Source organism: Paraburkholderia sp. JHI2823 (genome assembly GCF_038900695.1).
Taxonomy (GTDB): Bacteria; Pseudomonadota; Gammaproteobacteria; order Burkholderiales; family Burkholderiaceae; genus Paraburkholderia; species Paraburkholderia mimosarum.
Genome location: NZ_JAYMRY010000045.1, coordinates 20,302 through 45,592, shown reverse-complemented (window position 1 = coordinate 45,592; position 25,291 = coordinate 20,302). Strand labels below are relative to the sequence as shown.

General features: G+C 61.1%; 19 protein-coding genes and 4 pseudogenes. 16 read left to right on the top strand and 7 right to left on the bottom strand.

Annotated features, from left to right (window positions below; translation table 11 throughout):
* The first annotated feature begins 190 nt into the window (after positions 1-190).
* The gene (locus VSR34_RS32070) at positions 191-1,105 is read left to right on the top strand and encodes a LysR substrate-binding domain-containing protein (protein WP_342964514.1); all 915 of its coding nucleotides are present in this window, start codon (positions 191-193) and stop codon (positions 1,103-1,105) included.
* 799 nt (positions 1,106-1,904) lie between these two features.
* Positions 1,905-2,204, top strand: coding sequence for a hypothetical protein (locus VSR34_RS32065; protein WP_028215611.1), 300 nt, complete (start codon positions 1,905-1,907; stop codon positions 2,202-2,204).
* 384 nt (positions 2,205-2,588) lie between these two features.
* Here the strand turns inward: VSR34_RS32065 and VSR34_RS32060 are convergent.
* Both VSR34_RS32060 and VSR34_RS32055 read right to left on the bottom strand, forming a co-directional pair.
* Positions 2,589-3,615, bottom strand: a pseudogene (locus VSR34_RS32060) (IS110 family transposase).
* A gap of 218 nt (positions 3,616-3,833) precedes the next feature.
* Positions 3,834-4,394: pseudogene (locus VSR34_RS32055) on the bottom strand (type 1 glutamine amidotransferase domain-containing protein).
* Positions 4,395-5,330: 936 nt separating this feature from the next.
* Here VSR34_RS32055 and VSR34_RS32050 point away from each other — a divergent pair.
* The 12 genes and pseudogenes from VSR34_RS32050 (at position 5,331) to VSR34_RS31995 (ending at position 18,689) form a co-directional block, all read left to right on the top strand.
* Entirely contained in the window at positions 5,331-6,839 is a 1,509-nt protein-coding gene (locus tag VSR34_RS32050) for an acetyl-CoA hydrolase/transferase family protein (protein ID WP_342964506.1), read from the top strand.
* 555 nt (positions 6,840-7,394) lie between these two features.
* Positions 7,395-8,870 (top strand): ATP-binding protein, encoded by a 1,476-nt coding sequence (locus tag VSR34_RS32045; RefSeq protein ID WP_342964505.1) that lies wholly within the window; start codon positions 7,395-7,397, stop codon positions 8,868-8,870.
* A gap of 234 nt (positions 8,871-9,104) precedes the next feature.
* A pseudogene (locus VSR34_RS32040) lies at positions 9,105-10,264 on the top strand (IS30 family transposase).
* A 399-nt stretch (positions 10,265-10,663) separates the two neighbouring features.
* Positions 10,664-10,873 (top strand): hypothetical protein, encoded by a 210-nt coding sequence (locus VSR34_RS32035; RefSeq protein WP_156123899.1) that lies wholly within the window; start codon positions 10,664-10,666, stop codon positions 10,871-10,873.
* A gap of 97 nt (positions 10,874-10,970) precedes the next feature.
* Positions 10,971-12,161: a TIGR03118 family protein gene (locus tag VSR34_RS32030; protein WP_028233107.1), complete on the top strand. Its 1,191-nt coding sequence runs from the start codon at positions 10,971-10,973 to the stop codon at positions 12,159-12,161.
* Positions 12,162-12,398: 237 nt separating this feature from the next.
* Positions 12,399-13,120 (top strand): IS6 family transposase gene (locus tag VSR34_RS32025; protein WP_342964504.1). Its coding sequence is split into 2 segments (ribosomal slippage): positions 12,399-12,795 and positions 12,795-13,120, totalling 723 coding nucleotides; the frame shifts between segments, so codons are not numbered across the junction.
* Positions 13,121-13,622: 502 nt separating this feature from the next.
* Positions 13,623-13,786, top strand: a pseudogene (locus VSR34_RS32020) (2-oxo acid dehydrogenase subunit E2); the annotation flags it as partial.
* Between the two features lie 321 nt (positions 13,787-14,107).
* Positions 14,108-15,256 (top strand): c-type cytochrome, encoded by a 1,149-nt coding sequence (locus tag VSR34_RS32015; RefSeq protein ID WP_028214026.1) that lies wholly within the window; start codon positions 14,108-14,110, stop codon positions 15,254-15,256.
* 13 nt (positions 15,257-15,269) lie between these two features.
* Positions 15,270-17,027 (top strand): cytochrome c oxidase subunit I, encoded by a 1,758-nt coding sequence (gene ctaD / locus VSR34_RS32010; protein ID WP_028214025.1) that lies wholly within the window; start codon positions 15,270-15,272, stop codon positions 17,025-17,027.
* Positions 17,024-17,635, top strand: coding sequence for a cytochrome c oxidase subunit 3 (locus VSR34_RS32005; RefSeq protein WP_028232358.1), 612 nt, complete (start codon positions 17,024-17,026; stop codon positions 17,633-17,635). The genes ctaD and VSR34_RS32005 overlap by 4 nt, the downstream gene beginning before the upstream one ends.
* Positions 17,632-18,339, top strand: a complete 708-nt coding sequence (locus VSR34_RS32000) for a heme-copper oxidase subunit III family protein (RefSeq protein WP_028214023.1) — start codon at positions 17,632-17,634, stop codon at positions 18,337-18,339. The genes VSR34_RS32005 and VSR34_RS32000 overlap by 4 nt, the downstream gene beginning before the upstream one ends.
* Positions 18,340-18,347: 8 nt before the next feature.
* Positions 18,348-18,689 (top strand): cytochrome C oxidase subunit IV family protein, encoded by a 342-nt coding sequence (locus VSR34_RS31995; protein ID WP_028232359.1) that lies wholly within the window; start codon positions 18,348-18,350, stop codon positions 18,687-18,689.
* A gap of 128 nt (positions 18,690-18,817) precedes the next feature.
* On the opposite strand, the gene VSR34_RS31990 is transcribed toward VSR34_RS31995, so the two are convergent.
* Together VSR34_RS31990 and VSR34_RS31985 are read right to left on the bottom strand one after the other, a co-directional pair.
* Positions 18,818-19,375 carry a glycine zipper domain-containing protein gene (locus tag VSR34_RS31990; RefSeq protein ID WP_028214021.1) on the bottom strand — a complete coding sequence of 186 codons (558 nt, stop codon included), beginning with the start codon at positions 19,373-19,375 and terminating at the stop codon, positions 18,818-18,820.
* A gap of 95 nt (positions 19,376-19,470) precedes the next feature.
* The gene (locus VSR34_RS31985; RefSeq protein ID WP_255217834.1) at positions 19,471-19,749 is read right to left on the bottom strand and encodes a DUF1488 family protein; all 279 of its coding nucleotides are present in this window, start codon (positions 19,747-19,749) and stop codon (positions 19,471-19,473) included.
* A 120-nt stretch (positions 19,750-19,869) separates the two neighbouring features.
* Between VSR34_RS31985 and VSR34_RS31980 the strand changes: the two genes are divergently transcribed.
* On the top strand, positions 19,870-20,403 hold the full coding sequence (locus VSR34_RS31980; RefSeq protein ID WP_028214020.1) for a hypothetical protein: 534 nt from the start codon (positions 19,870-19,872) through the stop codon (positions 20,401-20,403).
* A 306-nt stretch (positions 20,404-20,709) separates the two neighbouring features.
* A complete protein-coding gene (locus tag VSR34_RS31975; RefSeq protein WP_342964503.1) occupies positions 20,710-21,210 on the top strand; it encodes a DUF2244 domain-containing protein in 501 nt (166 codons plus the stop codon).
* A gap of 246 nt (positions 21,211-21,456) precedes the next feature.
* Here VSR34_RS31975 and VSR34_RS31970 read toward each other — a convergent pair whose 3' ends face one another.
* The 3 genes from VSR34_RS31970 to VSR34_RS31960 all read right to left on the bottom strand — a co-directional run bounded on the left by VSR34_RS31970 (position 21,457) and on the right by VSR34_RS31960 (position 25,217).
* A complete protein-coding gene (locus tag VSR34_RS31970; protein WP_342964502.1) occupies positions 21,457-22,476 on the bottom strand; it encodes an MBL fold metallo-hydrolase in 1,020 nt (339 codons plus the stop codon).
* 17 nt (positions 22,477-22,493) lie between these two features.
* Positions 22,494-24,491, bottom strand: coding sequence for a thioredoxin domain-containing protein (locus VSR34_RS31965; protein ID WP_342964501.1), 1,998 nt, complete (start codon positions 24,489-24,491; stop codon positions 22,494-22,496).
* Between the two features lie 189 nt (positions 24,492-24,680).
* Positions 24,681-25,217: an arsenate reductase ArsC gene (locus VSR34_RS31960; RefSeq protein WP_028214017.1), complete on the bottom strand. Its 537-nt coding sequence runs from the start codon at positions 25,215-25,217 to the stop codon at positions 24,681-24,683.
* Positions 25,218-25,291: the final 74 nt, after the last annotated feature.

Below are 25,291 nucleotides of genomic sequence, written 5' to 3'. Positions count from 1 at the left end.
GATGCCCGGCGCGGCGGTTTGCTGACAGGGATGTGGACACGCGTGTCTCCTGCGCGATCGGGCGTTCCAGAGGAGAGGAGCGCCACGGTACTTGCTGTTTGGGTGCATTTATATTCGGGCGCGGTATATTTGTATAATGGCAAATTGTCATTATCTATACGAAAACAGATATACCTCGGAGGGAGAGGCAATGCTCGACTGGACCTACCGGTTGCGCCTGCGGCATCTGCAGATGCTGTTGTCGTTCGCGCAGACCGGCAATTTGAGCCAGTCGGCCGAAGCGTTGCACACGACGCAGCCGGCACTGTCGAAGTGGCTGAAGGAACTGGAGGCCGATGTCGGCCTGCCGCTGTTCGAGCGTCATGCGCGCGGCCTGCGGCCGACACCGTATGGCGAAGCGATGGTTCAGCACGCGCGGAGCATCATCGGCCACCTCGACAGCGCGCGTGACGATATGGATGCGCTGCGCGACGGCGGCAGCGGGCTCATCACGATCGGCGCATCGGGCGTATCGGCCGCCGATACGGTGCCGCTTGCGGTGGCGCGTTTGATCCGGCAGATGCCGCGCGCCCAGGTGCGGCTTGCCGAGGGCACGATGGATCGCCTGGTTCCGCAACTGCTGCAAGGCGAGGTCGACGTCGTGGTCGGCCGCGCCGCGAACCCGCAACTGACCTCACAACTGAAGTCGGAGACGCTCTACCACGATCCGGTCAACTTTGTTGCCGGGCTGGAACATCCGCTCGCGTCGCGTGATGTCATCGCCTGGGACGATCTGTTCAACTATCGGTGGATCGTCTGGCCTGAAGGTACGCCGATCGGCAACGCGCTTGAATCGGCGCTTATCTCGGCCGGGAGGAGCATGCCGCGAAACTGCATCGAATCGAACTCGTCGCTGCTCAACATAACGCTGCTCAAGCATTCGGAGTTGCTCGGCGTCGCGTCGCAGCGCGCAGCCCAGCGCTTTGAGCGATCGGGCTTACTGCACGTGTTGCCGATGCCGTTTGGCGGGGCGGGCGCTGTCTCGATGTACTGGCGCGCGGACGCGGAAGGCCGCCATGCCGTCGCGCTCGCGCTCGACTGTCTGCGCGCGAGCGCGCAACCGTGAGCTAGGGCAGCGCCATGTTTGGCGACCATGCCGTCGATGAGAAAGCCGTCACGGTAAGCGACAGGCACAATTTCCCTCGCAAGTGCACGCGTCCATCGGATAGGCGAGGTTCATCGATAGTGGGACAGGACAGACCTGGTGAGAGGCACACACTCCATCTTACATAAGTACTCCAAATGTTTAATTGGGCAGCTTTCTGTTTCGGTAAGAAAACGTATCATAACGATATCGTTGCATGTCGAAGTCTCGGGAAAACTCGAGCGCATCGGGCAATTAACTCGGGCATTGAAGTGCGTGGTACGGTCAAGCCCAGGATGCAATTTGGCGGGCCGGATTGATCATGGCAAATCCGGTCCGGTTGGCGACAGACCTTATGCAGATGCATTGCTGGTGCGCTATCTCGAAGCGAGACTCGCCAGATAGGCCTAACTTGCGGCTGCCGATGGTCAAACCAACGCCGGCGTCGAGCCGATTGCAATCAAGCTAAACGTCAGGCTGGCAACTGCAGGAGAGCCGACACTGCCAACGGTTTCAGCAGCTGGCTCGAAAAGGCGCGGAGGCAATGTGAAAGAAGTCGTTGTAATCGTGTCAACTTGAACGACGGCTTCGGGGCGAACTCAACGACCACGGAACAGTGGGAACCTTCAATTCTATTCGCTTAACTACGTACAGCAACCCCTCCGTTGTTTCAAACCCAACACCTGCCTTCGTCGCTCGGCAGGTTTGTTCTGGTTGTGCAACGATAGCCGTGCTATTCGCACCTGTCTGAAGACTTTAGACAACCCAACGGGGAGGGTACATGAGAGAAGACGCCACGACGCTGTATGTCGCTTCAGAGGACATTGAAACAGCGCTAGACCTGCTCGAGAGCGTTGAGGTCGAGGTCGGATTCGACAACGATGATCCGGAGAGCATCGAGCAGGCGATTCTAGCCGTCGAGGAGGCGATCAATACCCGCCTGATGGGCCATCGGGGCGATGTACGGATTGAATCAGCGATCCTTCGCGTCAAGTTCGACTTCCGGTGCGCAATCCTTGATCAAGCCTCGTCCGATGACGCTGATGATGAGGCCATCAACTGCATCCACACTCTGCATTGAACATTGCTGGCCCACTTGATCCGTTCGCCAGAGGGGAGCGAGTGGGCCGCGGCTTAGCGCCATTTTCAGCACGAGAAGTACTACAAGGGCTTCCCCGTTGAGCGCAAGCTCAATCGCGGATTTATCTTGGTGCTTTGCCGTTGCCTGTGTTGCGTGAGAAGGTGAAGGACTGCAGAACTACAAACGGTCATTGTGGTCCAGTGGCCCGGACCCTGATGGAAAGACGTGCGCGAGGACCTCGCTCGATTATCGGGATTGAAGTCCCAGTACTTTTCGCAGGTAGGCCCCGCGCGGGTCAAACCCACTTCACATCACCGCTGGCAGTGCAAAGTGATCTTCTATCTGGTCATGGTCAGATGGCGGTACGGTGTGGATGCCGGTGTTTTAACCCGCAGATAGTTCATGTTTGAAGTCATCGCCGTATCTCAGCAGAGCCCATGCCATCCTCACATTTTTGGCAGAAATAGCCACAGCAGTGCGCCAATAGCCGCGACGCTCGGTTAAGGCCCTGACCCAACGGCTGAAGCGGTCCTGTTTGTCACCCAGGTTCGCCATGACTGCGCGAGCACCGTTCACGAGCAGACAGCGTATATAGGCGTCGCCAGCCTTGGTGATACTGCCAAGTCGCGCTTTACCTCCGCTGCTATATTGCCCAGGCGTCAAGCCGAGCCGGGCGGCTACCTGACGGCCGTTCCTGAAGTCGTGCCCGGCGCCGATGCTTGCAAGCAACGCACTGGCTGTAGTCGGGCCGATGCCACGCAATTGCATCAGTCGCCGGCTACGCTCGTCCTCGCGCGCTACCTCGCGGATCGCGCGATCATATTCGGCCAGCCGGTCTTCGATGTTGTCGACGTGTTCGAGCAGGTCTCGGATGCTTCTGCTAGCCCAACCCGGCAAAGAATCCAGGTGCGCTGTGATCTCCTTGCGCAAACGCTCCGGTTTCTGCGGCAAGACCACGCCGAATTCGGCGAGCAGTCCACGGAGACGGTTATATGTTGCAGTACGCTCTTCAACAAAGCCTTGCCGCGTTCGATGGAGGCAAAGCGTCGCCTGCTGGTGTTCGTCCTTGACCGGCACGAAACGCATGCTGGGGCGCGTCACTGCCTCGCAGATGGCCGCGGCATCTGCCGCGTCGTTCTTGCCGTGCTTGCCGGACATCCGGTACGGTGCCACCAGCCGGGCAGCCATCAGCTTCACCACATGGCCCATATCGCTGGAACACGCGGGCCCAGTGATGCGCGCCCGAGCAGGCTTCCATACCGATCAGTCACGGCGGCAATTGCGCAATCAACGCCACGAGTTGATCACGCGTGACCTTCGGCTTGGCCAATATCGCGTTGCCGGTTTCATTCACTCCATGGATTGCAAACACATTCTTGGCAAGATCGATTCCGACGGTGACAATGGACATGGACTTCCCCTCTTACTGGCGTTGATGAAGGCACGACACTCCATCATGGCACTTTGGTGCCGACATTCGCGGCTTCGCCGCAGCCTCAGGACGGGGAAGTCCTTTCATTCGATTTCCCCGATCCGGTATTGCAACGCTCCGGCGATGACGAATTGCCATGATGAGTTCGGGCGGCGCCCGCGCCGGACAGTCGCCACTTTCCGGCGCGACAGCAGAACTCAGTGACGCGTGCCCAAGTTTTCCAGCAATGCCTTTGCGGCCTGCCCCGACGATGCGAGATTCTGCCCGGTGAACAGCAGGCCGTCTTCGAGCACATACGGCTACCAGTCCGGGCCCTTCGAATAGTTGCCGCCCTTCGCTTTGATCTCGTCTTCAACGAGGAACGGCGCCACCTTGGTCAGGCCAACCGCTTCCTCTTCGCTATTGGTAAAGCCCGTGACCGACTTGCCGTTGACTAGCGGCTTGCCATCGGGACCCTTCACGTGCCGCAGCACCCCGGGCGCGTGGCAGACAAGATCGACGGGCTTGCCGGCTGCGATCGTGCGCTCGATCAGGCCAATGGAGTCAGGGTCTTCAGCGAGATCCCACATCGGACCGTGCCCGCCCGGATAGAAGACGGCGTCGAATTCGTCATGGGCGACATCCTTGAGCTTCGCCGTGTTGCCCAGATCCGCCAACGCGGCCGGGTCGGCTTCGAAGCGACGTGTCAGGTCAGTCTGAAAACCAGCGGGCTCGTGGACCGCGCGGTTCGTTCCGATCCATCTAAGCCCAGTTTGCAGCCCGAGATGCCCAAATCGATAGCATCCCGGACTTTGGCACGAACGACGTGTCAGTGTACGGTTCCGTGCCTGACTTTGTTCACACCGAACACGGCTCCAGTCTTATCGAACACCGGCACACCGCTTGCTCAACCGTGAATATGCATATCAGTTTGGAAACAAGGCCACGTGAGGAGAGATGCATCCCAGCGCTCCGGAAAAGGCTTTGTAGCCGAATCCTTGTCAGCTTCCTGCGGGATCAAGATCGCATCTGCCGGGCGCCTTCATTCCCCTTTGCGTGCACCGAAGAGTGGCAGCATCCAGAATGGAACGCGTCGAGCGTGCAGGTGGCAGCCGGTGCGCGGAAAGTCCATTCGGAGCCGTCGACCTCGTGGGGCAGTCGTATGACCTTCTGCGCGGCGAGGGCGCAGAGTTTCGCTTTGCGCAAGGGGCGCTATGCGGAGCGCGCAAGCCAGTCATTGCTGCGCGAGAAGTACGCTCAGCATGGCCGAGATTGCAAGCGGACCAGTGCCGTCGCGCGAGTAAGGCGCTGCCCAGGCCATCGCGTTTAGTGTCCGGCAAGATGGATCACACGGATGCGCCTGGATGCCATGATGGAAATGGCGCGTGGGTCGGTCAGAAAGGTAGCCGCCGCGGTTGGCTCCTGACGGGCGCGACATTCGCCCATCAGGCAGGTGGTGTGCCGGAGGCGCGCCGTGCTGGCTGTGGCCAATCGGCGGACCGCGGTCAACCGCGGCGCCATCCGGGATGCGCGAGGCGTGCGCAGCCGAGGAGCTTGTCGGGCAAAGAACGGATACCGGTCGCTGTGTGCACAAGCCCACGGCATCCGGGCGGGATGCGCGTAGAGTGCATTGACGGGTGCGCTGGGCGTGGTGCATAGCCCGGCCCGCAAGCGATTCAAACGTGTCCGTAGAAATGGAACGGCAAGGAGCGGGTATGAACTCACGCATTCGAAATGCAACGTTCAAGTCGAAGTTGATGCCGGCCGGCGCAGCTGCGGCGCGGATTCAGCCGGGCATGACGGTTGGTATGAGCGGGTTCACCGGCTCAGGGTATCCGAAGGCCGTGCCGCTCGAGCTCGCGCTGCTGATCGAGGGGGCGCACGCACGTGGCGAACGGTTCGCCATTCGCGTACTGACGGGTGCTTCCACGGCGCCGGAACTCGACGGGGCGCTCGCCAAAGTGGGTGGAATCGATTTTCGTCTACCCTACCAGAGCGATCCAGAACTACGCGCGCGCATCAATCGGGGCGAGATCGAGTACATGGACATTCACCTCGGTCAGGTGGCGCAGTATGCCTGGTTCGGTTTTCTCGGCGATATCGACCTCGCTGTGATCGAGGTCGTCGGCATCCTGCCCGACGGCCGCCTGATTCCTTCGACTTCGGTGGGCAACAACAAGACGTGGCTCGATCTCGCGACTCATGTAATCCTCGAGGTGAACTCGAATCAGCCCGCCGAACTCGATGGCATGCACGACATCTACTACGGCACGGCGCTTCCGCCTGAGCGCAAGCCGATACCGCTAGTCGCGCCCGGCGACCGCATCGGCGAGCCATATCTGCGCGTCGATCCCGCGAAGGTGGTGGCGGTCGTCGAGACCAACGCGCCGGACCGCCTGGGACGCTTCGCGGCACCTGACGAAATCAGCGCGCGCATCGCCGGACATCTCGTCGAGTTCTTCCGGCACGAAATCGCGCACGGCCGGCTGCGCCCGGAATTGCTGCCGCTGCAGTCGGGCGTGGGCAATATCGCCAACGCCGTACTCAGTGGCTTGCGCGAGGGAGGCTTCGAAGGCCTCAGCGCGTTCACCGAAGTGATCCAGGACGGCATGCTGGACCTGATCCGCACCGACACGCTGCGCGTAGCTTCGGCCACGGCGCTCTCGCTGAGCCCAGAGGGCGTCGATGAATTCCAGCGAAACATCGGCCACTACCGGAGCCGCATCGTGCTGCGTCCCCAGGAAATCTCGAACCACGCCGAACTGGTGAGGCGTCTGGGCTGCATTGCCATCAACGGTATGGTGGAGGCGGACATCTATGGCAACGTCAATTCCACACACGTCGCGGGCACCTCGATCATCAACGGCATTGGCGGCTCAGGCGATTTTGCGCGGAATGGCTTCTTGTCATGCTTCGTGACACCGAGCATTGCGAAGAACGGTGCCATTTCATGCATCGTGCCCATGGCAAGCCACGTTGACCATACCGAGCACGACGTGACCGTGATCGTGACCGAGCAGGGGCTTGCCGATCTGCGCGGGCTCTCGCCCAAGCAGCGCGCCCGGGCCATCATCGCGCAATGCGCGCATCCCGATTATCGTCCGCTGCTCGAAGACTACTTCGAGCGCGCCTGCCGCGAGAGCGTGGGCAAGCACACGCCGCATCTACTCGATGAAGCGTTGTCGTGGCACAAGCGCCTGGTGGAGAACGGACGCATGCGGTGAAGCCAGGCCACCACTCGTGCGCGCGCTCACGCAAAAGGCAGCGCACCCGCCGGAGCACGGCGCACGATCATCAGCGTCGTGCTGATGTGTTCCTCCAGCGTGAGGGCAGCGCGCGCATCGGCGCGCTGCATGGCGGCCTCGAAAGTGCGTAGATGTTCCTGGTGTACGTCGCGTTGTGTGTCGACGAGGCCGATTCAAACGCGACGACAGCGCTCGCCGTGCTGCGAGACTGTCATGAAAGTTGACCCGGCCTTTCGCTCGCATCGCAAGTTTGCGCATGAACAAGGTTCCTGGCCCCGCGATGTGCAGCAGACACGCATGATGTTCGAGCGAAGTCAGGGGAGCGGTCCGCTCGCCTGCGGACAGCCCTGATGATAGATCAGGATTGACAGGACAGTCCTCCCCAATGAAAGTAGGGCTGGGTGAACGCAGAGGTGTTGCCAGGCGCAGCACGCCCAGACTTTGCGTGAGTACCACGAGCACATGGTTTACGGTCTCCCTTGACCGAGAGGGCGAGTCAGCGCTTCGACTTGCCGTTCAAAGGTGAAAAACCGAATGAAGGATCTCTTTGCAAACGGTGGCTGGTCGGGGATCCGCGCAACCAGAACGACCACCGGGATCGTTCAATCGCGCTCCCTTGCCGCGATCCTGTTCGCCGGCGCTATCAGCATAGCGGTCGCGACCTGGTTATGCTTTCGCTTGGGGGCCGGCGTCGCGGTAGTTGGGTTCGTCTACCTGATCGAGGTCTTGCTGGTGTCACTGATGGGCAGCCTCGTTTCATCGGTAGCTATCTCGGTGATCGCTGCTGGTTGCCTCAACTTTTTCTTCACACAGCCACTGTTTACCTTCCGGATAGATGCCCAGCAGGACATCGTAGCGTTGACTGCCTTTTTTGTGACATCGTTCGTCGTCACCTTTCTCGTGCACAGGACTCGCCGACTAGCAGCTGTCCATCGTGAGCAGGCACAGCTTCTCGACCTTACACATGACAGCGTCGTAGTTCGCGATATGGACGATGTAATTACCTACTGGAACAGCGGCGCGGAAGCGCTTTATGGGTGGAAGAAACACGAGGCGCTCGGCCACGTTGCGGACCGTCTGCTTCACACGCGTTTTCCTGCAGCACTCGAGGACATCAAAAAAAATTTGATTGAAACGGGCCGTTGGGAAGGCGAGATCGTCAATACCCGGCGCGACGGGTCGGAAGCCGCAGTGGCCAGCCGTTGGGCCCTGGTGCGAGACGAACAGGGGCGACCGATCGCGACGCTCGAAACGGGCACCGACATCACCGAGCGCAAGCGGGTCGAAGAGGCGCTGCAGCAGGTGTCTCGTTTGACGTCGATCGGCGAATTGGGCGCGTCGGTGGCCCACGAAATCGCCCAGCCTCTCGCAGCGGTCGCCACCCATGGTGCCGCGTGCCTGCGATGGATTGACCGGGACGTACCCGACCTTGAAAAAGTGCGAGCCTCCGTGCAACGCATGCTTACCGATGTACAACGCGCGACCGAAATCATCAAGCGCGTCCGCATGCTCGCAAAGCGGATTGCCCCTGAGATGACGCGACTGGAAATCAACGAGCTGATCAGTGACGTCATGGTACTGCTCCAGCGCGAGGTCTTGAAGCACAACGTAGCACTGCGCGCGACGCTTGCTTCGAAACTGCCTGCGGTGCTTGGCGATCAGATCCAACTGGCACAAGTCATCACGAATCTGATTACAAACGGTATCCAGGCAATGAGCACGATCGAAGACCGGCCGCGCGAACTGACGATCAAGTCGTGGCGCAGCGACGACGGCTATGTAATCGTCTCGGTGCAAGACTCCGGGACAGGAATTGACCTGCAGCACGCCGATCGGCTATTCGAACCGTTCTTTACTACGAAGCCCGAAGGTATGGGTGTGGGGCTTTCTATTTGCCGTTCGATTATCGATGCCCATGGTGGGCGGGTGTGGGCAGAGAACAATGCCGGATACGGCGCGACTTTTCTGTTCACTATTCCCGTGATCGGCGATAGCGGATTGGGGGAATAACCTGTTGCGGCCCCAGAATTACAGGTCCAGCCTGCACTCAGAGGTACGACGCAAGCAGTGTCACCGCGCATCGCCGCACAACGCAGCAACAACAGCGCGCGGACGCGGCCGGCCAGATCTTGAAGAGGCGGTGGTGCCGGTGAGAGAGGTATCTCAAGCGACGGCTTTTGGCCGGCGGATTCAACCGGTCGATGCAACACAATGAGCGCTGCATGAGCAGCGGGAGTGTTGCAAATGAAACAGAGGCGCCGGATCTACTACAGCGAGAACCAGAAAGCGTTGATGTGGGAGCGTTGGCGTGCAGGCGAGTCGTTGCAGCATATCGCCGAGCTTTTTAATCGCAATCATTCGTCGGTAGAAGGAATTCTGGCGCAAACTGGTGGAATCCAGCCCGCGCAACGGCGGCGATCAAGGCTGGCGCTAACGCTTGCTGAGCGCGAGGAGATCTCGAGAGGCCTGGTGGCGGGCGACTCGATCCAGTCAATCGCACGGCGACTGTCGCGGTCGCCTTCCACGATCTGTCGCGAGATTAAGCGCAACAGTGGAGAGAAAGGCTACCGGGCAAGCAATGCGGACCAGCTCGCATGGGAACGGGCGCATCGGCCCAAGGTCTGCAAACTGGTCAGGTATCGGATGCTGGCCCATATCGTTGCCGACAAGCTCCAGTTGCAGTGGTCGCCCCAGCAGATTGCTGGATGGCTGAAACGCGCCTGGCCGCGCAACGAGGATCACCACGTGTCACACGAGACCATCTACCGTAGTCTCTTCATTCAGGCGCGGGGCGCTCTGAAGAAAGAGCTGCTGGAACATTTACGGCGCACCCGAGCCATGCGGCGGTCGCGGCATCACACCCAGAAGACAGACGATCACGGCAGGATCCGCGACGCCATATCAATCAGCGAACGGCCCGCCACAGTCGAAGACCGCGCGGTGCCTGGTCACTGGGAGGGAGACCTGCTGTGTGGCAGCAGCGGTAGCCAGATTGCAACACTTGTAGAGCGCCAGACGCGCTATCTCATGCTGGTGAAGCTCACCAGCAAGGACAGTGAGACGGTAGTCAATGCGCTGATAAAACATGCAAGCAAGCTCCCGCACGAACTCTATAAATCACTCACATGGGACAGAGGCACGGAGATGGCAGGTCACAAACGATTCACCATAGCCACCGACATTGCCGTGTACTTCTGCGATCCGAAGCACCCCTGGCAACGGGTTCGAATGAAAATACCAATGGACTCCTGAGGCAGTACTTCCCGAAAGGTATCGATCTGTCGGTGTACTCACAGGCCAAACTCAATGCCGTGGCAAGAAGGCTGAACGAGCGTCCAAGGAAGACATTGAATTACGAAACGCCGGCTGAACGGTTCCAGAAAACTATTGCATCGACCGGTTGAATCCGCCGCCTTGAACCGGCCGCCCGGCGACCGACTATGGGTGTCCGAGATGGGTCGATTTGACCCATTCGTCTTCGCACCGAAGTGACGCGCCCAGAGGCGACCAGCATTATTGAAGGTACATCTCGAGCGATAACTTCGTGTAGTTCGCCCACTGCGCAATCTGACACCCGGCGGGACCAATTGTGCGGAGAAGCAACTCCGATTGCACGGGGCACGTCGGCCGATACAGTTCGAACAGCGCAACGCCCACGCCGAAACGGTTCGCATACGTTTGGCGTCGGCACACGGACGATTCTCATCGCTGTTCTTTTTCGCTCGGCGCGTTGAATAAAGGTGGCAGCTCGCCCGTTTACTCTCGATCCCAACCAACGCTCCTCCAGGCGCGGGAGGCCGAACATGAAACGGATCCACACGCTGCGCGCACCTATGGACGGCATGTTACTGGCCGACAGTATGGCACGCGGCGGTTCAGTGCACGCCCTGCAACACCCGATCACCACCCGTGTTTCCAACGGCAATGGTTCCACAGCTCGCGTCGACGCAAATCTGAAGCATTCGTGGAGCATTGCCTTCAATCCGAAAAGCGTCGCCTGGGTCGCCAAGTGAAACCCAGGAACGCTCGCGCGCCGTGAACCGGACCGCAGTCCTCTCTCGCGCTAACGCACGGCGCAATTTCTCGCCAGTCACACTATGGAGGAAAGTCATGTCTCAGGTCTCTTTGGGCCATAAAGCGGCGGCCGTGCTCGTTCTCGCCGCCGGTTTCACAATCGCACTTGCCGCTGACGATGATGCTTACGTCGTCACACCCCTCGTGTCCAACGTGGCAGGCGCAGCCCCGAAGGTCGACAGGGTACTGCAGAACGCCTGGGGTATTGCCTTCAGTCCAGCAGGAAGTCCATTCTGGGTCAACGACAATGCCACGGGCTGCTCCACGCTGTATGACGGCGAGGGCACAAAGGTCCAGCGGCTGCAGGTCTCCATCCCTCGGCCAGGCAACGTCATACCGGCTAGCGCGTGTCAACCCTTCTCTCCCAACAATCCACCGAACCCCGCGCCTGCGGCGCCGACTGGCATAGTGTGGAATCCCTCATCGGCATTTCTGGTTCCAGGCACCAGGATCCCGGCCGTATTCATCTTCGCAACCGAGGACGGCACGCTCTCCGCCTGGGCGGGTGGATTGAATCCGGCGGACCACGCCGTGATCGCGGTCGATAATTCGTCCACTCCATCCGCGGCCAGCGGGGCTGTCTACAAGGGTCTCGCCTTCGGTGTGAACGCGAAAGGAGCCTTCCTGTTTGCCACGAACTTCCGCTCGGGTCGGGTCGATGTATTCGGGCCGAACGGTACGAATGGCTTGTTTACGCCTGCGACGACAGACGGCGGCTTCATCGACCGGCGCATCCCGGCCGGCTACGCGCCGTTCGGTATCGCGAACATCAATGGCGACCTTTTCGTTACCTACGCGCTGCAGAACGCTGAGAAACACGACGACGTTGCCGGCAGAGGAAATGGCTTCGTCGATGTATTCGATACCGACGGCCACCTGCTGCGCCGCTTCGCCAGCCGGGGTGCACTCAACTCGCCGTGGGGAATCACGCGCGCATCGTTTGCATTCGGCCGCTTCAGCGGCAAGATCCTGATTGGCAACTTCGGCGATGGTCACATCAATGTCTTCGACAATGACGGCAGGTTTGTCGATCAGCTGGAGAACGCATCCGGCAATCCACTGGCTATCGACGGCCTGTGGACGCTGACACTGGGTGGCGGCCTCAAGTCGAGCCCAGACACGCTGTACTTCTCTGCTGGTCCAAATCAGGAAGTTAATGGACTCTTCGGGACCATAGCGCCAGTAAACGCCGCCAAGGCACGAGAGTCCGGCGAGGACGGGCAATAACCGGCAGTCGCGCGTAGCTCTCAGTGCGACTTCCTGGCAGTGACCTCGTCACTGTCAGGAAGTCGCGAGCGTGGCGGAGATGCACATTGAGCGCGATATCGCCTGGTTTGAAAGCCAGAACGAGGCAGCCGAGTGTGCGCACCTTTGGGCGATCGCGTGGACAGACGAGCGCAAAGGGGTTCTGTCGCGCTAACGCGGTGCGCTAGAATTCGCATTCCCTTACGAATCACGAACGAGATGGGCAAAACGAAGAATTCATCGCGTGCGCCGTTTCCTGTGGGGATCGGCAAGGTTCTAAAACGGCTGCACTATCCGCTGGATGTGATTCTGCTGTGTGTTCGCTGGTACGTGGCGTACTCGCTGAGCCTGCGCAACCTCGAAGAGATGATGGTCGAGCGGGGAATTGAGGTCGATCACTCAAGTGTGCACCGATGGATGATCAAACTCGTACCCTTGTTCGAAAAGGCATTCCGGCGAATTAAGCGCCCGGCCGGCAAGAGCTGGCGCATGGACGAGACCTACGTCAAGGTCAAGGGACAATGGAAATATCTGTACCGGGCCGTCGACAAGCAGGGCAACACGATCGATTTCCTGCTGCGTGTGCATCGCGACAAGGCTGCTGCACGCCGGTATTCGACGAGGCGATTGCCCAGAATGTTGAGCCCGAGACTATCACGGTGGACAAGAGCGGCGCCAATCTGGCCGCGCTCGAAGCGCTCAACGCTGAGCGGAAAAAGCCAATCCAGATCCGGCAGAACAAGTATCTGAACAACGTCATCGAGCAGGATCACCGCGCCATCAAACGCGTCATCAAGCCGATGATGGGCTTCAAGAGTTTCCAGTGTGCGCGCATCATTCTGTCCGGCATCGAAATGATGCACATGATTCGCAAAGGGCAGATGCAGCACGTTGGCGACACCAGAACCGCCGCCGAGCAATTCTATTCGCTGGTCATGTAAGCAGTCCTCTTCATATCAAATCCGCTCGCACTGACTCCCTTATCGCGACAAAACCCGCTCAGGTAATTGTTTGGATGGCTTTGCATCGCGTGGGTCCCGCCAGGATCCAGTACATTGACCCAGCACCCTGTAATGTGAAACGGGGCATCAGCGACCTTGAGAAACGCGAGTACGTCGCGTGCAGCCCGCTCGATATGCGCGATCAGCACGGCAAACTCCGGCCTTTCATTGTTGCCGGTGGGCGAATTGCCACGCGGAGCCGGTACGGGCGCCGCAGCCGCTGCGGATCAAGGTGTCGACATACGCCATCAGATCCCGATCAAGCGGTTCGTAGCACGCCTGTTCGAGTCGACGACACCATACGAAAGTCGGGAAAAGTCAGACGATATCCCGGGTGGAGACTTTCATTGCCGGTTGCACAACGCGCTAGTCGGGACGCTCATCGATCACTATAGACCCGGAAGCTCCGCGCATGGGTGCAACGCATGAAGGCTGCACGACAGCAGTCCTGCCAGATGGCTTGTTCGGCCCGGTGCTGCCGCGCATCGGGACGCGGCCGGTCTGCGCGCCGGACTCGACCGGATGCGCGCGGATATTCGCGCACGCAAGATTCCACCTGAAGAGATGCGCGGCAACACGATCACGTTGTCGATCTTCGGGCTCGTACACGCGCTGTCGACACGGCCGGATCTGGAAGTGCCAAGGGCGGATAGGGAAGAAAAGGGAAGTAATGGCGCCGTTTTGCATTGCATCGCAGCACGAGACTCTCCATTCGCGCGATCCGTATATGGGGCGCGCTTCCCCCTTGCGCTTTCTTGCACGATGCAGAGGAGAGGACTACCTTTGCTTTAGAGCCGCTTACAACGCTCAGCGAAGCGGTCCTGGCAGAAGTGCCGGAGCAAACAGTACGAAGTACGGCCAGGCGGCACAACTACGCCAGGAGCTTTTGTTAGCGGCTCCAGCGAGTGACGCGCTGCGAGGTGGCCTATGGCGCTTGCGATTGCCCTGAGCCTGATCATCGTATTGGCGGTAGGGTTTCACTTTGCCAGTCCCTGGTGGATCACACCGATCGCCTCGAACTGGGTGCGCATGGACGACATGCTGACGATCACGCTCGTCATTACTGGCGCGCTCTTCATCGCGATCAACCTGTTCATCGTGATCGCACTAGTGCGCTACCGCCACCGCACGGGTCATCGCGCTGCCTACGAGCCGCACCACAAGCGGCTGGAATGGTGGCTGATCGGCCTGACCTCTGTCGGCGTTGCAGCGTTGCTGGCACCGGGGCTCTTCGTCTACGCGGACTTCGTACGGCCGCCGCCCAACGTGCTGCAGATGGAAGTGTTCGGCCAGCAATGGCAATGGCGCTTCCGCTTTGCCGGCCCCGGTGGCAAGCTGGGCACGACGGACGTGCGCTACATCAGCAACGACAACCCGTTCGGCCTGAACCCCGCTGACCCCAACGGCCGTGACAACTACCTGATCGAGACGCCCGAGGTTCACCTGCCGCTCAACCGGCCAATCCAGGTCCTGACACGGTCGCGCGACGTGCTGCACGACTTCTACGTACCGGCGTTCCGTGCGCGCATGAACATGGTGCCCGGCATGGTGACCACCTTCTGGTTCACGCCGACCAAGGCAGGGCGTTACGACATCCTGTGCGCGCAGCTTTGCGGTATCGGGCACTCCAACATGCGCGGCGTGGTGGTGGTGGAAGACGAAGCATCGTTCTCGCGCTGGCTGGCGCAGCAGAGCACGTTCGCGCAGCGGCAGCAGGCCAGGGTACAGGCCGCATCCACCAAGGCAGGCGGCAGCGCCCAGGCGCTTGCTGACCAGGGCAAGACGCTCGCAGAGGGCAAGGGCTGCTTCGCCTGCCATACCGTGGACGGCAGTCCGCGCGTGGGCCCCACCTGGAAGGGCCTGTACGGCAAGACCGAAACGATGGCCGACGGCAGTACCGCGAAGGTGGACGAAGCCTATCTGCGTGCCTTCATCCGCAACCCGACGGCCCGCGTCGTGAAGGGCTTCGCACCCATCATGCCGAAGTTCGACCTGAGCGAGCAGGAGCTGACCGCGCTGGTGACCTTCATCGAATCGCAAGGCGGCCCGGCCGCCAGCAGCGCAGCTCAACCCTAGCGGAGCAGACGCAATGCCCTACGCTCACACCGATCACGTCCCGCAAAGCTTCTGGACCCGCTATGTCTGGAGCCAGGACCACAAGGTCATCGCCGTGCAGTATTCGCTGACGGCTATCGCCATCGGCCTGGTCGGCCTGGTTTTGTCGGACCTGATGCGGTTGCAACTCGGCTTTCCGGGTAAGTTCAGTTTCATCGACGCCAACCACTACTACCAGTTCGTCACCATGCACGGGATGATCATGGTGATCTACCTGCTGACGGCGCTGTTTCTGGGCGGCTTCGGCAACTACCTGATCCCGCTGATGCTGGGCGCGCGCGACATGGTTTTCCCGTTTCTCAACATGCTGAGCTACTGGGTCTACCTGCTGGCCGTGCTGGTGCTGGTGGCGAGCTTTTTCGTGCCAGGCGGGCCGACCGGCGCGGGCTGGACGCTGTATCCACCCCAGGCCATCCTGCCGGGCACGCCCGGCGTGGAATGGGGCATCGTGTTGATGCTGGTGTCGCTGGCGATCTTCATCGTCGCGGCAACGATGGGCGGCTTGAATTACGTCACCACCACGCTGCAGGCGCGCACGCGCGGCATGACGCTCATGCGCATGCCGCTCACGGTGTGGGGCATCTTCATCGCGACCATCCTGGCGCTGCTGGCGTTTCCGGCGCTGTTCGTGTCGGCGGTGATGATGCTGCTCGACAGGACACTCGGCACCAGTTTCTTCATACCGGCTGTGGTGTCGATGGGGCAGACGCTCAAGCATGCCGGCGGCAGCCCGCTGCTGTTTCAGCACCTGTTCTGGTTCTTCGGGCATCCGGAGGTCTACATCGTCGCGCTGCCGGCCTTTGGCATCGCGTCAGACCTCATCAGCACGCACGCGCGCAAGAGCATCTTCGGCTACAAGATGATGGTGTGGGCCATCGTCGCCATCGGTGCGCTGAGCTTCGTGGTCTGGGCGCACCACATGTTCATTGCCGGCATGAATCCGTACTTCGGCTTCTTCTTTGCCACCACCACGCTCATCATCGCCGTCCCGACCGCCCTCAAGGTCTACAACTGGGTGCTGACGCTGTGGCGCGGCGATATCCACCTGACCGTGCCGATGCTGTTTGCCATCGGCTTCATCAGCACCTTCGTCCTCGGTGGGCTGACCGGGCTCTATCTCGGCAACGTGAGCGTGGACATTCCGCTGTCGAACACGTACTTCGTGGTGGCGCACTTCCATATGGTGATGGCCGTGTCGCCGATCCTGGTGGTGTTTGGCGGCATCTACCACTGGTATCCGAAGGTGACGGGCCGCATGCTCAACGACACGCTCGGGCGTGTGCACTTCTGGGCCACCTTCCTCGGCACCTATGCGATCTACTTCCCGATGCACTATCTCGGCATCCTGGGCATGCCGCGGCGGTATTACGCGTATGAGGGCTACAGCTTCATTCCATCCTCGGCGCAGACGCTCAACACGTTCATCACCGTCGTTGCGCTCGTTGTTGCCGTGGCGCAGTTGCTGTTCCTGTACAACCTGGCGTGGAGCCTGGTGCGCGGCAAGCGTGCCGACAGCAACCCTTGGCGGGCCACCACGCTGGAATGGCAGACGCCGCAAACACCGCCAGTGCATGGCAACTGGGGCGCCGCGCTGCCAGTCGTTTATCGCTGGGCCTACGAATACAGCCCACCGGGGCAGGAGGAAGACTTCGTCCCGCAAAACCAGCCGCCTGCAACGGCGCCTGAACCGGCCGCCCACTCGACGCTTCACCCCGGAGAGGCACGCGAATGACCACACTGCCCCGATCCTTCGTTCCTGACGCGCCACCTGTCTCGCCGAATGCGAGCCGCATCGGCCTGATCGTCTTCATGGCGGTGGCAACGACATTGTTTTCACTGCTGCTGTTCGCCTACGGAATGCGTATGCGCGAGCCCGACTGGCAGCCCATCCCGCATCCAGCGCTGCTATGGTGGAACACCGGCGCGCTGGTGCTGGCAAGTATTGCCATGCAGCGTGCCCGGCAGATTACCTTGCGCCGCGCGGCTTGGCTTCTGTCAGGCGGGGTGCTGGCGGCCGTGTTCGTGATCGGACAACTGGCCGCCTGGCGCATGCTGTCGGCGGCCGGGCAGACCGTCACCGTCAATCCATCCAATAGCTTCCTCTACCTGCTCACCGGCCTGCACGGGTTGCATGTACTGGGCGGGCTGGTGGCCTGGGCCGTGACGATCATGCTTCTTCAACGAGCGGATCCCTTCCGGGCCCACCGCGCCATCGCGCTTTGCGCCATCTACTGGCATTTCCTGCTGGCTGTCTGGCTCGTGCTGCTGGCGGCGATGTGGTGGATCACCCCTGGGCTCGTCGCCGCCATCTGCGGGCCGCTGTATGGAGCCGCGCCGTGACCACGCCCACGCTCCCCACCGAATCCGCTGCCACCACGCCCACCGACGCCGTGCCTGACGGCTGGCGTGGCATCGTCACGGACTGGTCCGCCGACCGCGAAGCCTTCAAGGTGCCGTGGGGCAAGGCGATGATGTGGATCTTCCTGCTGTCGGACACCTTCATCTTCAGCAGCTTCCTGATCGGCTACATGACGGTGCGGATGTCGACCACGGTGCCGTGGCCTGATACTTCCAAAGTGTTCGGGCTCACTGTGGGCGGCGTGGATGTGCCTTTGCTGCTGATCGCCATCATGACATTCATCCTGATCAGCAGCAGCGGCACCATGGCGATGGCGGTCAACTTTGGCTACCGGCGTAACGCAAACCGCGCCGCCGCACTGTTGCTCGCGACCGCGCTGCTGGGCGCGACCTTCGTGTCGATGCAGGCCTTCGAATGGACCAAGCTGATCGTCCATGAAGGTATCCGCCCCTGGGGCAACCCGGTTGGCGCGGCGCAGTTTGGCGCGTGCTTCTTCATGATCACCGGGTTCCACGGCTTTCACGTGAGTTGCGGTGTGATCTATCTGCTGCTGATCGCACGCAAAATCCTGCAGCCGGGGTTCACGGGGCATGGTAACTTCCAGATCGTGGAGATTGCCGGCTTGTACTGGCACTTTGTCGACCTGGTGTGGGTGTTCATCTTTGCGCTGTTCTATTTGTGGTGAGGCAGACCATGGACCACACCGATCCCGCCCAGCGACCCGAGGCCGCGCACGGCCAGCAGCATCCGATCGGCATCTACCTGAAAATCTGGGGCCTGCTGTTCGTACTGAGCACGATGTCGTACATGGTGGATTACTTTCACGTGCAGGGCCTGCTGCGCTGGACGCTGATCGTCGTGCTCATGATCGCCAAGGCCGGGCTGATCGTGTCGATTTTCATGCACATGATGTGGGAGCGGCTGGCGCTGGTGTACGCGATCCTGATGCCGCCCTTGGGCCTGCTGGTGCTGATGGTTCTCATGGCTGCCGAAGCGCATCACACCTTCGGCATGCGGGAACTCTTCTTCCACTGACCCCCGCGCCGACCGTTCCACCGGCGAGTGCCCGGAGTGCACCGCTCTGAATACAAAACGACCCGACAAATGTCGGGCCGTCTTTGTTTCCTGGCTCTCTGAAAATCCCGGCAAAAAACACCTTCAAATCAGGCGTGCTTCTCACTGAATTCGTTGAGCGGCTCAGGCTGCTTGAGCGGATCGAAGTCGGCCCACCGCCCTTGTTGCCAGCGGCCGGTCGCGCGTTCGATCGCCGCGCCGCCCGCCTCGCGCAGCACCCGCGCGGCGTCCATCTGGTTGTCCGGACACACGTGTACGGCCACCAGCACCCCGGATTCACGGGTTTCTTCGTTGGTGTCTTCACGCGTGCGCATCATCGCGCCGACCAATGAACCGACATATGCGCTCACCCCGGCCGCGATCAGCGACACGATAAGCGGCGCCGAAAACGCTGCGAAGATCCCGACGCCGACCACGGCGCCAACCGCTGCGCCAATCGTAATGCCCATCTCGGCACCCTTCGGCGTCTCCCTCGCGTTTGCGTCGGCGCTGACATCGCCGCCGGGCCGAAAACGTGCGTGCTGGCCGATCGGATTGACGAAAAACAGTGTGACGTCCTCCTCGACAAAACCGGCATTGACGAGCCGTTGCACCGCGTCTTCAGCGGCGGGGAATGTGGTGAAGCGTGCTGCGACGATGAGTGACATGTGGCCTCCTTCCATCGTTGACTAGCGGTTGCAGACCATGCCGTCCCACCTCACCCGCGCCGGGACAGAGGTGCATGCGGTGGCACGCGCCGGGACTATGTCGTGGTGCCGCGATCGGGTTCCATGCCGTCCACCCGGAACAGTCCGCTATGTAACAGTACTCCTTTGCCGCCGTTCTGGTCGATCGCTTCCGCGCAAACCGCGCGGACAGAATTTCGGCCGTTTTCGAAAGCAACCATTAAGGCGGATTCCAGAGCGCAATGAGCGCCAAAATGATCTTCGAGCGCCTCGGCGGTCATTGCCGCACTCAACCGGCTCGCCGTCGACTCACGCCGAACGCGCACTGTCGGATTCGCGCCGTCGAAGACCGGCAGGTCACACAGAAGCGCGCGAAAAGCGACGCGCCGTTTGCCGGGCGGGCAGGTTCTTTAGTTACCCTATCAGTTGCGCGAGCTGGCCTAGAATGAATTATTCGAATCGATCGGGAGACAATCGTGCAACTTCATATGGATTCCCATCATTTCACACACGGCCACCTCGACTGGCGGGCAGCCGTGCTGGCAGGCGTCATTGCGGGCGTTGTATTCCTGGCGTTAGGGGTCGTTCTGATGGCACTGATGACGGGCGCAAGTCTGCTGGAACCCCCACGCATGGTCGCCGCGATCATTCTGGGACGAGGCGCATTGCAATCGCCGCAAGCATTCTCGCCTGGCATCGTGCTCGCGGCTTTTGTGGTGCATTTTGCCCTTGCCATCGTATTCACGCTTGTCCTCGGTCTGATCATGACGTCATTCAACCTTGACTCGAGCATGGGGATGGCTTCACTGGCGGGTGGCGCTTTCGCTGTAGCCGTTTACGTGATTAATTTCTACGGCATGACACAGCTTTTTCCGTGGTTCGCAGAAGCGCGCAACTGGGCCAGCCTGTTCGTTCACATCGTCTTCGGTATCGTGGCGGCGAACCTGTACATGAGACTGGAGCGCACCACGTTCCGCAGGATCAAGGCGGACGCGGGCGGCCCGTCGTAGTCCTTTGCCGTGCTGATCGAGTCGCGAGCGGAACGGTGATATTACAAGGGGCGTGCACGTGGCAATCGGGGGGGCAGCCCGCCAGCGCTACCGTCACGCAACTGGCGACGCTCAACGCAACTGATGAACCGAGGCGTGGCGGTGCAAGCCGCCGCGCTCAGCCGCATTCCCGGGGCGTTGGCCGACCGGATCGCCGCGTCGGTCGTCACGCGCTGACAAGCTGGGAATGCCGGTACATTCCGTCATTCGACGAGGAGCGTCGCCTCGAGCGTGTGATATGGCGTCCCCGACGCGGGACTTTCGATCATGTACGCATATTTCAGGCGGTCGTACGGACCTGACCCGTTCGACGGCGGGGGAGAGGGGCCGAGCCGCGAGTGGCGCATCAAGCGCAACTGCTCCCTCACGCCGCGGCAGTCGCTCGCCGCGACCGTGTTCCTCATGGCGCTGGTCCTCGCAATCGGCGTGGCAGCGGCATTCGCATTCGGCGAGTGGCTCGCGCTGCCATTCTCAATGCTTTGCACCGTGGCCGTCGGCATCGCCTTTATCGCCTATTGCAGGCACGCGACGGACGGCGAGGTGCTGACGTTCGCTTCCCCGTTCGTGATCGTCGAAGTACACGAGCGCGGACGCCGCACGATGCATTGGATGAATGCGGCCCGCCTGGCCGTGTCTCTCGGCGACAACGATGGCGCCGTCTATCTTTGCGACGGCTGGCAGCGTATTCCCGTCGGACGGCAACTGCCTGCCGCCGCCCGCGCGGAGTTCGTGCGTCAATTGCGGCGCTTTATCGTGGCCGACTGTTGACATGCCGGCCGATGATCGCCCGGCATGTGGGTTTCACCGCAACACGCCGAGCGCCCCGACGATGCCGATGCCGCATGAGTTGGGCTTTGACTTGTTCACGCGTGACCGCAAAGGGGCAGATGAAAGACAACGGCGCACGACAGACTTTCGGGCTGACATTTCGTGGCGGGTCCATGTACTCCCTCGGCCGGCGGCCTGTGCAACACAGGCGGTAGAGACGCCCATCGGGTTCACCCAGGCCTCTCGTCAACAAGACGACGTCTGGGACCATGCCGCCTGCACCTCGGCAATCAGTTCCGCCGAGCGTCCTTGGTAACGCGGTGAAAAGTGGAACGGCACAACCGCCCGGGCTCCGATCCGGCGCGCGATCAGACCGGCCTGGCGGGCGGTCAGGTGATTCTTGCGCAGGCCGTGTGCCTTGTCTTCGTCAAGAAAGACGCCCTCGATAAAAAGCTGGTCTACGTCGTGCATCAACTGAAAAAGCGTCTCCACGTTCGATTCCGTGTAGCGCAAGTCCGTTACATAGCCAATGCGCTGCCCAGGAACAATGGCGAGAATCAGGTGCCGTAGTTCCGCGACCTGTCGAGTCATCGCGTGATCGCCATGCCGGTCGCGCCACAGCACCCGAATGGGTGCCTCCTCAGGTGCGCCCGTCAGCACCGCATGTTGCAGTTCGCGGAGCCACGCGCCCGCGGACACGCCGAGCGTCGCGAGTTGGTCCTTCGCGACCTTGACGCGGGCCTTCTCCTCGATCACGTACGCAACGCACGGGATGTCATGATCGACAAAGCGGCCACGTACGCGAAAGGTCGCTTCGTCGTGCACCACGTCGTCGGATCGCTCGTAAACCGCGTCTGCTTCGCGGGCAAACCGATTTCGACTTGAGAAAAGCGCGCGCCGTCCGCCACCGCCCGCTCCGATTTCACGCGCGTCGATCACCAGCTCGACCTCGTAACGGTGCACCACGTTCCACGTATAGGCGCGCAGCTTGTGTTCGACCTGTTCAAGGAAATCGGGGCCGCCGAACAGGACAATGCCAGCCTTGCGCCCGAGCGTTACACGCAAGAGATAATCGAAGCCGCAAAAATGGTCCATGTGCGTGTGGGTAACAAAGACATGCGATAAACGCATCAGTTGGCCAGGCAGCAAACTGCTGATATCGCCGAGATCGAAAAGGAGAGCGCGGCGTTCGTCGCGAAAGTCCACATACAGACCTGGATCGCCGAACACGTCGTTGACAAGCCGGGGTTCGAAAAGGGCGTGCATGGATCGGTCCCGCACCGTCACACCCTACCGGACAAGCAATATGCAACGAGCGCGTTGCCCTCGGTCATGGGTGCAGCGCACGTGCGATTCCGGCACACGTATGCCGCGGCCCGGCCGTCGACCGGGTGGCACTCCCGGCCGATCGGCACGTCTTCTGCAAACGCCAGCACGCGCGCGGGGAGGTAGGCGCGGTGAACGCCAGTTGCAAGATTTGCGGCTGAAACTTTCTCGCCTGCAAAGACGATCCCGAGCGGGCCGCGCTGCACGAAGTCCCTCGCGGCCATGAGGTGCGCGAAAGCGGATGGTACTTTGCCTGCTGCGGTTTCGTATCTCCGGAATTCGTGTTCGGCGCGGTCAAGGTAGAGATCGCGCCCGGTGAGTGCATGCAGACGCACGAAGGCAAATGCGGTTGATGAGACGCCCGACGGTGAGGCGCTGTCGTATGGGGCACGGGGCCTGTGCACCAGGGGCTCGCCATCGCACGGTGTGAAATACAGCCCCTCCTCCCAGAACTTGTCGAGGATGAGGGTCGCGAGCTCGATCGCGCGATCGAGGTAGTGCCTGTCGAAGCATGATTCGTAGAGGTCGAGCAGCGCATTACAGAGAAAGGCGTAGTCCTCGAGGAACCCCGGTACCTTGGCTACGTCGTCCTTCCAGACCCGGAATACGCCGCCGTCGGCAAGTGTCAGTTTGTTCTCGATAAAACTGGCGGCACGCTTTGCCGCGCTGAGATACCCGGGGACACCCGTCGCCTGGAAAGCGGCACAGAGCCCCGCGATCATCAGACCGTTCCAACCGGTGAGAATGTTGTCGTCACGGGCCGGGCGCACACGTCGGGCGCGCGCGGCCAGCAACCGCTCGCGCCAGCCAGCGAGCTGCGCTTCCTCCAGCGCGTCCAGCTCGGCCGCACGGTGGAGTACCGAGGCACCGTGCTCGAAATTGCCGCGTTCTGTCACACCGTAGGCACGGCAGGCCAGTGCGCCTTCTGACTCGCCAAGGACTGCCTTAATCTCGGCGGGCTTCCAGCAATAGAATTTGCCTTCCTCGCCTTCGCTGTCGGCATCTTCGCTGGCGTAGAAACCGCCTTCCGGGTGCGTCATGTCGCGCAGAACATAGGCGAGGGACTCCTCGAAGATGCAGCGCCATGTTCGCTTGCCAGTCAGGCGATAAGCATCAGCATACAGCTTCACAAGCTGGCCATTGTCATAAAGCATTTTCTCGAAGTGCGGTACGGCCCAATGCGCGTCGACGCTATAGCGGGCGAACCCGCCGCCGAGCTGGTCATAGATGCCACCCGCCGCCATGCGGTCGAGTGTGCGTTCCAATGCGTCAAGCAGCGTGGGTTCGCGGCTTCGTTCATAGACGCGCAGCATGAGGTCGTAACAGCTCGGATTGGGGAACTTGGGCGCGCCGCCAAGCCCCCCATGAGCCGGGTCAGTCGCCCGTGCCAAGGCGCGTGCTGCCTGTGCAGGCAGGTCTTCGACAGTGGCGGTTGAAACGCCCTGGTGTGCCTGATCAAGCTGCCGGAAGCCCTGCTGGATCTGCACAATGGTGTCCTGCAATTGATCCTGCCGATGCCGCCAGGCTTCACTCAGGGCTACCAACAGGTGCGCGAACCCGGGGCGGCCGTAGCGATCGTCCGGCGGGAAATAGGTGCCGCCGAAGAACGGCTCTCCCCGCGGCGTGAGAAACACGGTAAGCGGCCAGCCGCCTCCTTGTCCCATCATCTGGCTGACCTGCTGGTAGATTTCATCGATGTCGGGACGCTCCTGCCGATCGACCTTGATGTTGACATAGCGCTCATTCATCTCGGTGGCAATGCGCGGATTCTCGAAGGACTCGTGCGCCATGACGTGGCACCAGTGGCACGCCGCGTAGCCCACTGAGAGAAGGATCGGCCTGTTTTCCTCGCGTGCACGGCGAAACGCCTCGTCGCTCCACGGATACCAGTCCACCGGATTGTCCGCATGCTGGCGAAGGTAAGGCGAGGATTCTGCAGCGAGCCGGTTTGCCATGTCGGCCTCCATCGGGGCGCGCCCACTAGCGCTCTTGACCAATTTGGGCAGGGTCACGTGCCCTGCAATTGCGCGGCCAACTGCGCCGCGCTCATCGGACCGTCTGGTTCATCGACCACTATGGTGCAGGTCGGATGTAGCCGTCATTAGAGAGAAGGCAATCGGAATTGCGCTTCGAAAGCTCCAGCCTCACGTCGGCATCCCGGATGTGCGGACGGCCGTGTCGTCGATATCGCTAATCCGTCGCAACTCGGCGCGAATGGTGGCGTCATCAAGTTCGTCCAGCGGTAGCTGGACGAACGCCTCGACCCTGCGTCGAATCTGCTGGAAAACCTGTTCGAATGCAGCACGTTTGCTTTCATCCTCGGCCTCCACGGCCGCGGGGTCGGAGAAGCTCCAGTGTGCTGATGCAGGATGGCCGGGCCACAACGGACATACCGCGCCAGCGGCTTGATCGCACACGGTGATAACGAAGTCCATCTGGGGCGCACTCGGTTCGGAGATGGCGAACTCGTCCCACGATTTGCTGCGCAGATTCGCCAGGTCGTACCCAGTCTTGCGCACCTGTTCGATGGCGAAAGGATTAATTTTTCCGGTCGGATTACTTCCTGCGCTGTACGTGCGAAATCGACCTTTCCCCAGCGTGGCGAGTAGCGCCTCCGCCATCACGCTGCGCGCCGAGTTGCCGGTGCAAAGAAAGAGCACGTTATACGTCCTGTCATTCATGAACGGCTCCCTGAAGAAACGGTCGAGAACGTCGCGCCAGAGGGGCGGTCCACGTATCGATCTAACAGTCTAGT

Coding starts and splice junctions, on each gene's coding strand:
- VSR34_RS31995 (WP_028232359.1), top strand. CDS start 18,348: ATGGACCACACCGATCCCGCCCAGCGACCCGAGGCCGCGCACGGCCAG.
- VSR34_RS31965 (WP_342964501.1), bottom strand. CDS start 24,491: ATGGCAAACCGGCTCGCTGCAGAATCCTCGCCTTACCTTCGCCAGCAT.
- VSR34_RS32015 (WP_028214026.1), top strand. CDS start 14,108: ATGGCGCTTGCGATTGCCCTGAGCCTGATCATCGTATTGGCGGTAGGG.
- VSR34_RS32045 (WP_342964505.1), top strand. CDS start 7,395: ATGAAGGATCTCTTTGCAAACGGTGGCTGGTCGGGGATCCGCGCAACC.
- VSR34_RS32070 (WP_342964514.1), top strand. CDS start 191: ATGCTCGACTGGACCTACCGGTTGCGCCTGCGGCATCTGCAGATGCTG.
- VSR34_RS31970 (WP_342964502.1), bottom strand. CDS start 22,476: ATGCACGCCCTTTTCGAACCCCGGCTTGTCAACGACGTGTTCGGCGAT.
- VSR34_RS32050 (WP_342964506.1), top strand. CDS start 5,331: ATGAACTCACGCATTCGAAATGCAACGTTCAAGTCGAAGTTGATGCCG.
- VSR34_RS31960 (WP_028214017.1), bottom strand. CDS start 25,217: ATGAATGACAGGACGTATAACGTGCTCTTTCTTTGCACCGGCAACTCG.
- ctaD (WP_028214025.1), top strand. CDS start 15,270: ATGCCCTACGCTCACACCGATCACGTCCCGCAAAGCTTCTGGACCCGC.
- VSR34_RS32065 (WP_028215611.1), top strand. CDS start 1,905: ATGAGAGAAGACGCCACGACGCTGTATGTCGCTTCAGAGGACATTGAA.
- VSR34_RS32005 (WP_028232358.1), top strand. CDS start 17,024: ATGACCACACTGCCCCGATCCTTCGTTCCTGACGCGCCACCTGTCTCG.
- VSR34_RS31990 (WP_028214021.1), bottom strand. CDS start 19,375: ATGTCACTCATCGTCGCAGCACGCTTCACCACATTCCCCGCCGCTGAA.
- VSR34_RS31975 (WP_342964503.1), top strand. CDS start 20,710: ATGTACGCATATTTCAGGCGGTCGTACGGACCTGACCCGTTCGACGGC.
- VSR34_RS32030 (WP_028233107.1), top strand. CDS start 10,971: ATGTCTCAGGTCTCTTTGGGCCATAAAGCGGCGGCCGTGCTCGTTCTC.
- VSR34_RS32035 (WP_156123899.1), top strand. CDS start 10,664: ATGAAACGGATCCACACGCTGCGCGCACCTATGGACGGCATGTTACTG.